The following is a 15,148-nucleotide window of genomic DNA, read 5'->3' on the forward strand; positions in this document are numbered from 1 at the left end:
TGTTCAATCGTCTCCATGACATCCAAGCTCCGCCACCTACTCTTCCCCTTCCGCCGGGCTCAAGATCACCTGACCAGAGAGCTGAGGAGCGGTCTTCAAGGTCTCCCCTTCGGCGGGCAGTTGCGGCAGTAGGAAAAACCCGTAACCGCGAGTTTCCGTGCCGATGCGGACAAGCTGGCCCATGAAGGCGACTTTCCGGTCCAGCGCTTTCACAGGGCCGGGCAGGGAGAGCTCCCCGTTGAAGAGGCCCGTGGTGGCATCCACCTTCGGCAGCGTCGCCGTGGCATTTTCACCCGCCAGCACCACTGCCTTTTGGGTGACTCCTTTGGCGCTCGGATTGCTCAGCGTCACTGCCAGAGTTTCCTCCGCTGCGAGGCCACCGTATTGAAAGCGCAGTTCGGCATTCTGCGGTGTCCCATTGGGGACCCCCATCACCACTCCTCCGGCGGCGACTCGGGGAAGAGCACTGCCAGACAGGATGAGGTATGGGTGGCGGATCCCCTGCGGGTACACCACATCCTTGGTCTTGGGATCCACCGGCTGTTTCACCCAGACAGCGTTCCCATAGACAGTGTTTTCCGCAGGCGTGGTTCCTGGCACCAGGGTCAAGACTCCGCCGAAGAAACCACGGTCTTTGTAAAGAGACTGGTAAAGCAGGACTTGGCTCTGCTGGTTACTCCCTGAGGCAGCACCCGCAAAGGTAGCGGTGGTAAAGGCTGTGCCATCGGGCAATCTGCCCACGAGGCGGGCGGCCCCGGTCTTCGCCGTAATGCTCACCGAGCCAAACCCATCCCCGCGAGGTAAATAAGCGATGAACGCCCCCGAGGAGATTTTAAAGGTATGCAGCCCCACGTAGGCTGCGGCCTGCACGTCCTTGCCATTCCAGGGGATCTTCCAGCCCTGGTTGGTGATGGGCGGGGGAGCGGAATACTCCGAATCCAACGTCATGACCACACCTGTCGGCGTCACATTCAACTGAACCCGATCTGCCACCGTCGCGGCGCTTTGAAATCTTTGACGGATGGTGAAGCTACCCGTTTCGTTGGAGGCGCTTTCAATCAGGCCCTTCATTGGCACAGACTTGCTGCCAAAAAAGATCTTCCCGGTGTAGCTGCCGGAAGGCGTCACCTGGAACTGATAACGGCCACTCAGCCCCAGATCCTCAGGATTGGAAGGAACAAAATACCCCTCATAGGCACCGATCAACGCCTCAGACAACGGCTCCACTTCGAGCGTGAAACTGTTAGTTGCGACAGATGAACCGGCTGCATTTCGGGCCTGAATCTGGAGATCGTAACGGCCAGCTTTCGTCGGAATTCCACGGATCCATCCTTCATGATCGATCGTCAGTCCAGGCGGCAGATTTTTCACCGTAAAGATGGCCGGCAGATTTTGAGTGGGGAAGAAAAGTTCGAAATACCTGGCTACACGGGCGACGGGGTAAAGCTCATCTGGAGCAAAAATAATCGGCGGGCCTTCGGGGACGGCGGCCGCAGACTGAATTAGGGTAAAAAATGAGTGACCGATTTTGATGACACCTGTGCGTGAAGTTTTACCCACATTGGCCTGGAGGTCGAAAATTGCCGAGCCATTGCCTGCCCCCGCAGACTGAAGCGGGCGAAGCCAGGCCGGTGCCTGAGTCACACTCCAGATACCTTCGGTCCGCACATTAATGTAAAGGGTCTGCGCAACTGCCGATACGTTGGATGGCCCGCTCAAGATGGCCTCGTTCTGGAAGATGTTTACTTCAACAGGGGCGGAAACGCCACCCCAAGCATCCTTAAGGGTGTAAGTGAACGAAGCGGGAACGGCATGGAATGGGTTATTTGCCGTGAAGACGATTTCTTCGCCCACTTTGCGCACACTGCCTACCTCGGATGGTATTAGGGCACTGACCGTGTTTAAGCTGAAGGCATCGCCATCAGGATCTTGGTCATTGCTCAGAACAGGGAGCCTCCCATTGCTTCCATACACCACAATGAATTGATCTGGCGCACCCACCGGCACCGCATTCAGTGTGGTGAAGGTCAGGATTTTACCGGCGGCGCTGCCCAAAGTGCCACTGGAACGGATACGATAAAAGTAACGTGTGTGAGGGGACAGGGTGGTGAGTGCGGCCTGGACCTCCGTGGCCCCTTCACCCTCGGCAATCGTCCCTGGCTGCGCCACCACTTGCTGGCCCAGTTGGGCCGTGAGACCGTATTCAAAGATCACCGTCTGGGCCGCGCCTTGTGGATCTACCACCCCTTTGAGGGTGACACTTGCCCCAGTGAGATCCGCCACCGCCAGGGTGGTCACTTTTGATAAAATAGCCTTCGTGCCACTACCAGTGAGGTTCAGGCTGAAGACGGGCGTGGTTGGGTCATTGCTCACGATTTCTAGCGTGGCCGATTTGTCGCCTGCCTTGGTCGGTCGGAACTCAACGATCACAGTCGAGCCGTCCTCTGGGAACAATTCAGTCGAGGGCTGGCTACGAATGAGGAATTGGTTAGCCGCAGCACCCGTGAGTTGTGCGCGGATGTTCAACAAGCTGCTGCCACCCGTGTTGGTGAGTTGGAGGGTCCGCGTTTCAACGCCAGTCTTGAGACCTACTTCGTCAAAGGCCACCTCCGCACCTGAAGGCAGCGTTTCGTCATCCACCTGGACCACCATGGCAGGCGCCGCGAATTGAAAGTCTGGCGAGATGGTTTCCACTAAACCCGAGGACTTGTTATTGTAACCACTGCCCACCACCGCCCTTGCCCGGATACGGCCCGCCTGCGGTAGATGCAGCCCCGTGGCCTCCCAGCCCCCCGTGATGCGCGTGCCCTCCGAGAGCTTCGTCCAAGTGCCGCCTTGATCCGTGCTGAGCTCAAAGAAAACCCGCCGCGCTTCAGGCGACGAACCTCCGCGTAACCATTGAATGCGGCTCGCATTCGGTACCGTCAGTTCCTGAGTGGCCGGGACATTGTGCAGCCTGGAGAGACCTTCACGAGGAATGTCATTGATCTCCGAAAAATGACCATTGAGCATGACCTGACCGTTCTGGGTCAAAGCTAAGTTGTATGGTACATAACCGGTGATCTTCGGACTAGCTAATCGAGTGCCCGTAGAGTTCAATTGCACCAGCGGCAGGTTGTAGTTATTTTGCGTCATCCATAAACTGCCATCCGCCTGGAGGGCAATGGATTTCGGGTAACCTTCGGCTGAAGAGAATTCAGGATCTAAAGTCCAGTCGGCATTCAGTCTCGCAAGTCCAGAGCGAAATGTTCCTGCTATAATTGCAAAGTTTCCTGCGATCATCCATTTGCCTGAGGCGGCACGTTCGATGATAGAAACGCCGCTACTCCCATAGACGAAATTAATGGGTTCTTCGATGTGTTTAGAACCATCGATGTTCAAACGCACTAAGTAACTCGCAGAGGCACCATTAACTTCGGTGAAGCTACCTCCCACCACAATATGGCCTGAGTCGTCTAGGGCGAGGGCTTCAACTAGGCCATTGAAATTCGGGCGAAAATCACTGTCCAAAGACCCATCTGGGAGGAAGCGGATAAGGCGTCCCAAAGATTTTCCAGGGATGGCGAGATTTTCGCCCCCCACCAGAATTTTTCCATCAGGCTGTCTCAAAGCACAAAAAACTTCGGACGAAGCAACTCCCATAGGCCTAAAATCTGGAAGTAACTGTCCTTCACGATTCAATAAGGCGACGGGTGTACGATAAGATCCGTTAAACAAAGAAAGATTTCCGAAAATCAAGTAATCACCGTTGTCCAACTGTTGAATGCCGTTGACTTGATCGCTTGAGAGGAAGTCCGGATTAAAGGCGGACTCCAGAGCACCCGTAGCGTTTATTTTTTTCAGGTAGGGCTCCGTGGTGGATGGGCTGACGAGGCTCCCATCGGGAGTGATGGAGAGGGATGAATGAGTCTTATGCTGAGCAGCATCGCTGGCATATGCGAAATCAAGGTCGCCAGCTATAGGGGGTCTTCTTGCTAGGAGGATGCGATACGTTTGTTTGGTCACGCCATCCAGTGCGACCACTTCTAAATCAACAGTTTGAATATTACCCGTGAATATGATGGGTAATTCATAATATTCAGTTTCGTAACTTTTTTTCGAAAGCGGTGTGCCATTAGAATTGATTTGGTCTACATGGTCCTCCGTTTCGAGCCTTAAAGCGAGGGAGTAAGCCTTATAAGGCAATGAGATTGTATAAAGTTTGCGGACGGGACTGACGGTAGAATCTGTGTAGTTCGGGCTTGAATATGGGTTGGAAAGTTGGGCGTAAACATTCTTGATATTGGTATTCCTTCCCAAAGCTCCTTGCCCAGAAAGGTGCACACTGAAAATTGGTGTATTTGGGTCGTTGCTATGAATCTCAAAGCTGCTGCTCAACGCCTCGGGTCGGGAAGGTCGGAAGGTCGCTGTGAAGCTGGCTTCCTGGCCTGGCCAGAGCAGGCCTGGAAGACCACTAGTTTCCAGAATGATTAGTGAGGACGGGCAGCGAAGGCTTTTCAAAGACAAGGGGGCAAGTCCTGTATTGCGGACTTTAAAGGTCTTGGCCACAAAGCGTTCATTGAGGAAGTCAAAGCTCGCGTTGGTCGAAGGCAAGACTGCGCCAGCCGGATCTTCGATCACCATTTGAGGCGTGGTTAGATCCAAAGAACACACTTGTTCGACAAGACCCGAGGATCCGTTGTAATGCCCACTGTACGTCCTCCCGCGTGCACGGACCAAGCCACTAGCCGGTAATGACAAACCATTCATTTCCCAGCCACCCGTGACGCGTATGCCGCTGCCGAGGTGAGTCCAAGTGACGCCAGCATCGGTGCTCAATTCAAAAGTGGTGTAGGCGACAGCGGGGCTAGATCCTCCGCGCAGCCAGTTGATCGTAGTTCCGCCCGTGGTCGTCAGGGTTTCAGATGCCGGGCTGTTTTCAAGGCGAGTGATCAGGTTCGGGGCTGTGCTACTTTGTAGCCCGCGTCTGTTCAGACCTAGAAAAACTCGACCGTCGTTTTGCAGAGTGACACCGCTGACCGTCCTCAAAGGATTTCTTGCAAAGGTGGAGTCGAGGGTGGCTGTGGACTCAATCCTGGCGATACCGTTGTAAGGGACTTGAGAAGCAAAATTATAAAAGTCCCCTCCAATAATGAATCGACCATCCGCCTGCGCACCGATGGACAAAACTGTGTCATTGAGATAAACTGCGGAACTATCCAAGCTGCCATCGGTATTTAAAACCGCCAGTCGAGACCGAGTGATTCCATTGATTCGGCCGAAGAATCCGCCAATGACAACTTTACCGTTGGGCTGGAATGCGAAGGCGGTGACAGGATCGACAGTGTTATTTACGATCGAGCTCGTGGCAATGAAGCTAGAATCCACACTCCCATCTGCATTCAGACGGCCAATGCCTCTTTGAACTTGGGTGTCTGCGCGGGTCCAAGAAAAAGAGCCTCCGATCAGGATTTTTTCATCCGGCTGCAAGGCCATGCCATAAACTCGTGCGTTGATGGACGGATTGAAGCTTTCATCTAAAGTTCCATCTGCCTCAAGACGTGCAAGGTAGGGGCGGGCCACACCTGCGACGGTTAAAAATGTGCCACCGATCATGATGCGGCCATTCGGATAAACCAGGATGCTATTGATAGAGCCCCCCAAGATTTCTGGGGTAAAGCTGGTGTCAATCGTACTGTCAGGAAGCAGGCGGTAAAGGGTGTTTTTAGAAATCGTTGTATCTGTGCTCGCAAATGCACCTGCGACCAAAAGTTTGCCATCATTCAAAACCGCAATGGCCTGAGGTTCGATGGGTATCCGTGTTTCGAAAGGAGTATCACGACTGCCGTCAGGATTGAGCCTGGTGATAAATGGTCGGATGTCTTCATTCACGTCAAAAAAATACCCGCCAATCACGATCTTCCCATCGGGCTGCACAGCGGTGGCTCTCACTGATTGGCCAGAGCGGATAGGGCCGTAAGCCCTGCCTTTAAAAGTCACATCCACATCCCCAGGCGCGGCGGGGGCCAGGGTGGTGAGGACCAGCCAGCAGAGGCTGAGTAGGCAGGGGGGTAGGATATTTTTTGCCATGAACGCTAGGCGGATAATGCCTAGGTGCATCGGTAAAGTCAATGTAACGATCTATCCTTTAGCCCCCATAAAGGTCGGGGTATGCGACCGCCTCTTTCACTCCTTCGTCAGCTTCAGCAGGGCGTCCACATCGCCGTATTTGACGGCACCTGGGACGAAATTCACATCCCAGGAGGACTTTAAATCGGCGAAGCGGAAGCCTTCCAGATCCGCAGTGACGCCATCCAGCGCGAGGACGGTGCCGGTGACCAGGGCGATGGGGCCAGCACCTTCCAGGCCGTGGATTTTGAGCTGCTTCACGGGATACTTTTCCTGGCTCTGCATCATGGTCAACATCGTCATGGCATCGTGCACACGGCGAGCCAGGAGGGTGGGATTATAACCAAAGGTGTAACCGCTGAATTCGCGAAAGTCGTTGGCTTTGGCCTTCAGGTTGTCTCCCGCCTTAGGCTGCTCGGTCATGCCGCGCAGGTAAAGATCGGGACAGGCGATGGCGATGCCTTGATCCAGCAGCTTTTGAGCGGCGGGTGTGGGGCCTGCGGCGGTGAGGACGGAGTCGCTGCCCTTGAGGCTCAGCCACAGGGTGGCCTCGCCCTGCCAGTTTTTCGGGTAGAGGAAGACAGCGTGCAGGGTTTCCTCGTCGCGGGTGTTTTGGATGCGACCTTGGACGATGAAGTGATCGGCCTTCTCTTCCTTTTTCACCATTTCATAGGCGACTTCCTGCGGAGTGGGTTGGGGGCGGCCCACTATGGTCTTCCAGGCTTCGCCCACGATGTTGCGCAATGCGGTGGTATCGTCCTTCTGGATGAGGGCGGTGATGTTCTTTTCATCCTGCGCCGTCATCCAGTCGCAGACGGCTTTTTCATGGGCCTCTCCCACCGCATTGCCCGTAGGGGCAGGGTGTTCGGCGGTCCAGACGGTCATGTCGGCCTTGGTAGAAAAAGTGAAGTCGCGCTCCTGAATGGGGCTTTTTTGGCCTAACTGGAAGTGCTGGTTAAAGAACTCATACATCGCCAGCCGGGAGGGCAGATTGTAGTTATGCGGAAACTGGGTGGCGATGTGGGCGGTGACCTTGTCTGGCACGCCCAGTTTGGCATAAAGATCCTTCAGATCTGGCAGGCCCTTGGTGGCTAGTTCTTTTGTCCAATCATCCGCAGCGGTGATGCCCAGCGGGCGTGGGGCGGTGAGCGCGGCGATGTCCACGTTCCCCTGGCCGATGCGCAGGTAGTGGCCGTTTTCACAGGTGCAGCCGCCCTGCATGGCGGTGGAGACCATCACGCAGGGAAATGCCGCTTTGATCCGCGGGTCGATGCCCGTGATCATCATCGTCTGGGTGCCGCCCCCGCTGGCCCCCGTGCAGCCGATGCGGTCCGGGTCGATACCCTCCAGACTCAGCAGGAAATCCAGCGCGCGCACGCTGTTCCAGGTGTGCAGGCCCAGGTAGGTCTGCAGACGCAGATCTGCCTGGGGGCTAAGGAAGCCGGCCTGCCCCGCCCCGTGGCGGTGGAGGGGAAATTGGATGGAGTCGGCATTGCCCAGCGTATCGTAATGAAAGGCTGCGCAGCCCATGCGGGCCAGATGCACGCAGCGCGCCTGCAGCGGGGAGCGGGCGGCAGATTCGCGCTCTTCGGCTCCAGTTTCGATCTGCTTTTTTACTACTGCACTGCCTGCACCTTCATCCATGAAACGGCCATTCGGCCAGTGACCGTGGGGACATAAGATGGCGGGGATCTTGCCACTGTGTTTTTTTGGCAGATACAGGCTGCCTGTCACATAGTGGCCCGGCAGGCTTTCAAAAAACACCCGGTCAATCGTGTAGTCATCCCGCTCCACCCGACCATGGATGGTGGCCTTCAGCGGAGTCTTTTCCGGCATTGGCCACAGGCCATTGGCTAGGAGCACGCGTTTTTCGATCTCCGCCCGCCGCTCCTGCCACGCCGCTGCATCCGCCACTGGGGTAAAGGGAAAGTAGCCATTAAGATCCCGCATCGGTCGCGCATTGTCCATACCGGAAGCAGAGGCCGTGAGGAGTAGGAGGCAGGGGAGAAGGAGCCGAGCTTTCATGGTGGAGAGGAGCAGGATGAGAGAGAAGATCGTGCTTTGGGAAGGAAAATTGCAGCCATTCCGCTGGTTCCCGGCCCACAAGGGCCCCCGCAAACGTGATTTCTCGTTTGCACCCCCCGCAGGTCGTGCCACTTTCGCCGCCCTTTCTCAGCCATGGCCCTCATTGTCCAGAAATACGGCGGTACCTCCGTCGGCAATCCAGAACGCATCCGGAACTGCGCACGCCGCATTCTGGAAACTCAGCGCGCTGGCCACCAGGTCGTCGCCGTCGTCTCCGCCATGTCGGGCGTGACGGATAACCTCATCCGCCTGGCCAAAGAAGTGTCCCCTGAGCAGGACCCCAGCGAGCGTGAAATGGACGTCCTCCTTTCCACCGGAGAGCAGACCACCATCGCCCTCACCGCCATGGCCATCAATGCCCTGGGGGGCAAAGCCGTCTCCCTCACCGGAGCGCAGGCTGGCATCTCCACGGACCGCATGCATACCAAGGCACGCATCGTCAACATCACGCCAGATGCCGTGCATAAGATGCTGGATGAAGGCAACATCGTCATGCTGGCAGGCTTTCAGGGTGAAACCGCCAGTGGCGAGATCACCACGCTCGGCCGGGGCGGCAGTGACCTCACCGCCATCGCCATGGCCGCCGCTATCAAGGCTGACCTCTGCCAGATTTACACCGATGTGGATGGCGTGTACACTTGCGACCCTCGCGTGGTGAAGTGCGCGACGAAGATCGAAGAAATCAGCTATGACGAGATGCTGGAAATGGCCAGCAGCGGCAGCAAGGTGATGCAGAGCCGGAGCGTCGAGTTTGCGAAAAAATTTGGCGTGCGTTTTGAAGTGCGCAGCAGCCTCAACAACAACCCAGGAACCCTCGTGAAAGAAGAAACCCCCGGTATGGAATCCGTCGTCGTGCGCGGCGTCAGCCTTGAGCGCAATCAGGCCAAGATCACCATTGATGACGTGCCAGATCGCCCGGGCATCTCGTCCGTCATCTTTGGTGCCATCGCCGGTGCCAACATCATGATTGACATGATCGTGCAGAACGTCTCGTTCGATGGCGAAACAGACATCTCCTTCACCCTTAGTGCCGCAGACCTGCCGAAGGCTGAAAAAGCCTTGCGTGACATCCTCTCCACCCTCGGTGACAAAGTGACCCTGCGCACTGAGTCTGGCGTGGCCAAGCTCAGCGTGGTGGGCATCGGCATGCGCAGCCACAGCGGCGTCGCGGCCAAGATGTTCAAAGCCCTGGCCGACGTCAGCGTGAACATCCTCATGATCTCCACCAGCGAGATCAAGACCGCTGTCATCGTGCAGGAGGCTGATATCGAAACCGCCTCCCGTGCCGTGCACACCGCCTTTGGCTTGGACGCCGCCTAACTATAAAAGCGCGAGTTACCCCTTCGGAGGCCTTTGGCAGCGTTTGCCAAAGGTCTCTTTTTTTTGACGTGCCACCAGCTCCCTGGAGCGCCATAAAAAGGTCGTCTCCGTTTGAGCGAAGTTGGTTAGGTGGTGTCCGCTGCGGGGCGCATCGGCAGTCCGTCGGAATGGGTTTGATCACGTTGGCCAAATCCCAAGACCTCTCACATCATTCGCTGGCAGAGGTCTCCACGCGGACGCGGGCGAAGCGGCGCTTCTGGATTTCGATACTGGGATGCAGTCGTACTTGGACCAATTCAGTCACGCCATCTCCGGTAGGGGTGATGGAGAGGTATTCAATGGGGGCTGACAGAGGTTGCCAGGCCTGGAGGCCATCGCTGGTTTCCACCTGGTAAAGAACCTGGGAGGGATTGCTGATGAGGCGGCGGTAGCTGAGGATGAGGTGGGTCTGGCCCGTATCTGGATGTTTGGCCGCTGAGATGATGGGCAGGGCTTTGGACGGAGAATGGCTTGCTGTGTGGAAGGCATAATCCATCAGGGAAGTGATGCCATCGCCATTGGCGTCCGCTTCGGGATCCGTGATGCGGGTGATGGTCCACGTGACGTTGCGGACATTGGGCGGCACGGCCTTGTCGGTGGCGGTGAGGGTGAAAGTATTGAGTCCTTCGGCCAGCGATAGAGCCGGCGCGCTCCAGTTTGCGAAGGCATCCTGGGAGATGCCCACGATGTCATTCACCATCACGTTGCTGATGCCACTGACGGAGTCTGTCCCCGCACCGCCTAGATTCACCCGATCAAGGGCTGTGAGGCCCCCGGATGGCTGGGTGAAGGCGAGGGTGGGAGGGGTGGCATCTTGGGTGGAGCGCTCCACCGGTGACCACTTGCCCAAGGCCCCGCCAGTCCGCGCACGACCCCGGAAGTGATAGAGCTTCCCATCCGTCAATGGGCTGAAAAGGTGCTGCGGAGAGGTCACGTAGCCGCTGGACGCGGCATCGCTGAAGTCCGCCTGCGTGGCCCGCTGAAATTCATATTCGTAGCCATCACCCAAAGATTCACCGCTGAGGGTATTGGAAAGCCCCCCCGTAAAAAGCGGCTCTGAAGCGAGGACAAAGTCCTCCACCACCACGACATCCAGCGGATCGGAGAGGCCAAAAAGAGCGGCATTTGCAGCGTCTCGTGCCTTCAGGCGGAGGCCACTGCCACTGTCCAGCAGGGTGATCTGCCCACTCCACGTGGCTCCGTTGAAGGGGCCACTGGTTTCAGGGCTGAGGGGGACTTCTTGGTCGGCGCGGCGGAGCCGTAAATTTGGCAGGCCATTGTAGGCGAGAGGGGTGGGATAGTTCCCTGCCCAGGTCAGGGGGTCTCCATAACCACTATCAGTCCGAAAGGCGAGGGTGCGGTAGTCACTGGTGATGGTGGTGCGGGTGGTGCCGTCCGTGGTAAAACCCGCATTGTTAAAACTGATGTCCACCATGAGGTTTCGTGTACCATCGTAGTCAAAAGGGGTGGTGAAAACGAACCAGGTCCAGCCTGGAGTGCTGAAGGTTTGTTCCGTTGCATAGACGGTGGTCCACTCTTCATTTTCCCAGGTCAAACCCGCGCTAAGGTAGTCGGTCTTCGTGGTGTGTTTGAGCCGCAGGGTAAACTGGGTCAAAGGCTGCCCTGGGGGCGTGTTGACTTCGATCGCTAGTGCGGTGAGTCGCCCTGCGGGCCCAGCCTCAGCCGGGGTGTAGATAATCTGGCTGCGGGCATCGTGGTAGTTGGTCGCCAGAGGAAAGGTCCACGGGTAGGTACCCGTTCCGGTGGTGGATTCGGGTTGTTTGAGCTGCGCAGTGAACGGGGTCTGGCTCTCATAACGGGCTAGAGGAATGTCATACTGGTCCACCGCCGTCACTCGCACGGGGAAGGACACACCTAGAGCCACCGCGGCGGGGGTGGGGTCCCACACAAAGTGGTGTAGAGGGCCCACGGGTGGCGTTTTAAAGGACCAAATGGCTCCAGAGCGTGTGGCACTGCCGCGGCGTGCCACGATGCGCCAGTAATACTGCGTGGCGGAGCGGAGCCCAGGCAAAGGGAACTGCCAGGTGGTGGCGCTGGTGCTGCCTAGAAGTTCCGTGGGGTCTGGCCGGGTGCCAAAGTAGATTTGATAGCTTTCTGGGGAGGCTCCACTGTCCGCATCATACTGCCAGGTGAGGCTGGTTTTAGGATGCGTGGGGTCTTGCCCATTGGTGGGGGTGGGCAGCACGGGTAGAGCAGGCACTTCATCATCCGTCACGCTCATGCTGGTTGTCGCGGTGAGGAAGCTGGCGCTGCTGGCGGTGACGGTCACGACTTGGTCCCCATCAGTCAGCACATCGTCTTGCAGTTGCAGGGCAAACCGGGCCGAGGCACTGCCTGCGGGGATGGTCACGGTCGCTGGGACGGTTAGCTCGGTGGTATCACTGCTGGTTAGGTTCACCGTGAGTGCGGTGGCTAGCAGGCCTGCCACATTGACGCTGCCGCCTTCATTGAGTGTGCCCGCACTTTCCCGGCGTTTGGCTGGCAGAGTGAGGGTGATCTGGCGGGACTCATTGTCCGTGACGGTCAGGTTACGTTGGGCGTTAGGCCAGTTGGTGACGGCAGCAGTGAGCGTGACGGTTTGACTGCCATCAATGACGACATCTTCCGGAAAAGTGAGCGGGATGGAGACGCTCTGCTGGCCTTGGGGGAGGGTGACAGTGGCGGGAACTTGCATCTCCGTGGTATCGCTGGATTGCAGAGAAATGACGATGTTGGCCTCAGCAGGCTGGGCCAGTTGCAGGCTCGCGCTGTGGAGGACTTCGCCGCTGCCTTCCACAAAACTGGCTGGCGTGTTGAGGGTCAAAACGCCTTGTTCATCATCGTGCACCAGCATGGTCGCGACGCTGGTGGGGTAATCCAGGGCAGTGGCGGTGACGGTGACGGGCTGGCTACCGTCCACGAAGATGTCCTGAATGGCCGAGACTTCAAAATTCACCTCCAGGGCCCCAGCGGGGACAGTGACGTAAAACGGCAGATGGAGTTCTGCCCCAGGGCGGCTGGAGGCCAGATTGACAATCAGAGGCGCGGGTGGGGCCGGGTTCACGCGGATCCTGGCGGGACCTGCGGAGCTGCCTTCGATCAGGGAAGCAGGGAGCGTGAGCGTCATCTGGTGCTTCGGCGCACCTAGGATCTGGATGTCATCCAGATTCCAGCCGGAGTAGGGGTAAGTGCCAAAGTTAGCCACCTGGTGCCCCCAGCGGATGTACACCTGCGGCTTGCCATCGGCATAGGCGGAGAGGTCATACTCCATCTCCGTCCAGGCGGAGTCGCTGTAGGGCGTGCTACCGTTTTCCCACAGCGTGTTCCAGGTGCTGCCATCGGAGGAGACCTGCACCGTGGCATACACCCAGGTCTGATAGTCCGAATTTAACCAGCGCTGGAATCGCAGGCGGGTGCTGAGGTGATCCGTGAGATTGAAGGGCCCGGCGGTGAGGTATTGCGGGGGCGCGATGTCGGTGGAGTAATCACCTGTTAAGTTGATGCCCAAGACCTTGCTGCCGGTGGCACCGCTTTTGGGATCCGGGCGCCCATAGGCCAGGCCCCCACCTCCTTGTGGCACGCCGTAGGCCCACTCGCCGGTGCGCGGCCAGCCGGGATCCGTTTCCAGATCAAACTGATACACGGGCACGGAATTCACCTGCACCGCTAGGCTGCGGAGCTGCGTGCGGCCCGTGCTGGAGTTTAGCACCGTGAGGGTCGCGACGTGGGTGCCTGCGGGAAGCTCATTCGCCTGGGCATTGATGCTGGCGGTGAAGGTCATGCTTTCACCCGCAGAAAGTTGGCCGCTGGGTGGGGTGAGGGTGATCCAAGTTTTATCCACGGTGGCGGTCCAGGTGGCTGCCGTCTCGGTATCATTCGTTAGGGTGTAAACCTTGTTAGGTGGGGTGAAAGGGCCGCCGAGTGGCCCGAGCGCGACCAATCCACTGCCTGGGGTCACCAGGATGTCATCACTGGCCAGGAGGGCGTTGTAGAGATTCAGCCGCCCGCCAGTGACGGTTTTCCCCGCCAGGGAGGGGATCTGATCCACGGATTTAAGGATGAGATTGCGGATGCTGGTGTGGGTCAGCGTGGGACGGAAGGCTTTTAAAAGGGCGCAGGCCCCAGCCACGTGTGGGCAGGCCATGGAGGTGCCGCTGTTGTAAACGTAACCCCCGCCCCGGGCCGCGCTGTAAATGTCCTGACCGGGAGCCCCAAGATCAGTGGAAATGGGGCCGTAGTTGGAGAATGCGGCGAGGCCATCCTGGCGAGTCGTGGCAGCCACGGAGATGATGTTCGTGCCCGGATAACTCGCGGGATATTCAGGGTAGTATTCCGTGTAGGAGCTGTTGTTGCCTGCCGCAGCGATGAACAGAATGCCGGCTTCATTGGCCTCTTCGATCACGTCGGCCATGGCCTGGGAGTACTCTCCTCCCGTCCAGGAATTGGAGGTAAGCGTGACGCCCAAGCTCGTGGAGTAAGCAATGGCTTCGATCCCGTCTGAAAGTGTGCCATTACCGTTGGCATTGAGTGTCTTGAGCGCGATGAGGGAAACATTCCAGCAGATGCCTGCCACGCCTGTGTTGTTGTTTCCTACGGCCCCGATGGTGCCTGCGCAGTGCGTGCCATGGCCGTGATCATCCTGCGGTATGGCGTCGTTATTCACGAAGTCCCATCCCCTCACGTCATCAATGTAGCCGTTGTTGTCATCATCCAGCCCACTGGCCGCCGCCTCTTCACGGGGATTGGTCCAGAGATTGGGCGCTAGGTCGGGATGGGTGAGGTCAATGCCGGAGTCAATGATGGCTACTTTGACCGCACGGCTGCCGGTGGTGAGAGCCCAGGCTTCGGGAGCATCCACATCGGCATCGGCGATGCCGCTGTTTTGGCCCGTGTTATGCATGGCCCAGAGTTCGCCGAAAGCGGTGTCATTGGGCACGGCATGGGTGCTCATGATGAAATCGGGCTCGGCATACCGCACCATGTTTTTGATCGCACTGATCTCCGTGACCATGCGCGGCACGGTCTCTAGATCGGGTTTGCTGAAAGCGATGAGCCAGGTGCCTGAGGCAGGCATCTTGCGGCGTAGGGTTGCCCCCTCGGCTTTGAGTCGTGCTAGCAAGACGTCCTCGCTCATGTGAGCGTCGGCGGGTTTCACCAAGACATGATCTCCCACCATGGCCACTTGGCGAATGAGGCGATCTCCCTCCGGTCCGCGCACCAGCTCATCTTCCACGCGAATGAGGGGATATTTGAAGGAGGGATCACGCAGCAGGCGCACGCGTTTTACTTGCTGGATGCCGGCGACTTGCTGAACGGTTTCTTTTTCTGCAATGACTTCGCGCCCTGCGAATTTATCCTGCTTTGTCGCCGGTTTTTCTAGGGTGACGGTGCCATTGCTAGTCTGAGCACTCGTGATGCCACGATGAGAAGTGGAGGTGACCTGAGTAGTCTTTTCTGGGCTTGAGATCGTGGCGGGATCTACCCGGCGCAGCATCTGCCAGAGACCGATGCTGAATAGCATCAGAGCCGTGGCTGCCAAAAGGCGCTGGGTGGGGGATCTCATGGCAGGTCGGGGGATAAACAGGGCTTGGGAGCT

At 57.7% G+C, this 15,148-nt stretch carries 4 protein-coding genes; 1 reads left to right on the forward strand and 3 read right to left on the reverse strand.

Going from position 1 to position 15,148, the window contains the following annotated elements; all coding sequences use genetic code 11:
- Positions 1 to 36: 36 nt before the first annotated feature.
- Positions 37 to 6,069, reverse strand: coding sequence for a choice-of-anchor D domain-containing protein (locus HNQ64_RS14825; protein ID WP_184209953.1), 6,033 nt, complete (start codon positions 6,067 to 6,069; stop codon positions 37 to 39).
- A 96-nt stretch (positions 6,070 to 6,165) separates the two neighbouring features.
- Positions 6,166 to 8,133 (reverse strand): acetylxylan esterase, encoded by a 1,968-nt coding sequence (locus HNQ64_RS14830; protein ID WP_184209955.1) that lies wholly within the window; start codon positions 8,131 to 8,133, stop codon positions 6,166 to 6,168.
- Between the two features lie 153 nt (positions 8,134 to 8,286).
- On the opposite strand from HNQ64_RS14830, the gene HNQ64_RS14835 reads away from it, so the two are divergent.
- Entirely contained in the window at positions 8,287 to 9,513 is a 1,227-nt protein-coding gene (locus HNQ64_RS14835) for an aspartate kinase (protein WP_184209957.1), read from the forward strand.
- Positions 9,514 to 9,721: 208 nt separating this feature from the next.
- Here HNQ64_RS14835 and HNQ64_RS14840 read toward each other — a convergent pair whose 3' ends face one another.
- On the reverse strand, positions 9,722 to 15,115 hold the full coding sequence (locus HNQ64_RS14840) for a S8 family serine peptidase (RefSeq protein ID WP_184209959.1): 5,394 nt from the start codon (positions 15,113 to 15,115) through the stop codon (positions 9,722 to 9,724).
- Between the last annotated feature and the right edge of the window lie 33 nt (positions 15,116 to 15,148).

The sequence above is a fragment of the Prosthecobacter dejongeii genome (assembly GCF_014203045.1).
Lineage (GTDB): Bacteria > Verrucomicrobiota > Verrucomicrobiia > Verrucomicrobiales > Verrucomicrobiaceae > Prosthecobacter > Prosthecobacter dejongeii.

What these genes read in the sequence shown, in the direction of transcription:
- HNQ64_RS14825 (WP_184209953.1), bottom strand. Translation starts at nt 6,069, where the DNA reads ATGGCAAAAAATATCCTACCCCCCTGCCTACTCAGCCTCTGCTGGCTG.
- HNQ64_RS14835 (WP_184209957.1), top strand. Translation starts at nt 8,287, where the DNA reads ATGGCCCTCATTGTCCAGAAATACGGCGGTACCTCCGTCGGCAATCCA.
- HNQ64_RS14840 (WP_184209959.1), bottom strand. Translation starts at nt 15,115, where the DNA reads ATGAGATCCCCCACCCAGCGCCTTTTGGCAGCCACGGCTCTGATGCTA.
- HNQ64_RS14830 (WP_184209955.1), bottom strand. Translation starts at nt 8,133, where the DNA reads ATGAAAGCTCGGCTCCTTCTCCCCTGCCTCCTACTCCTCACGGCCTCT.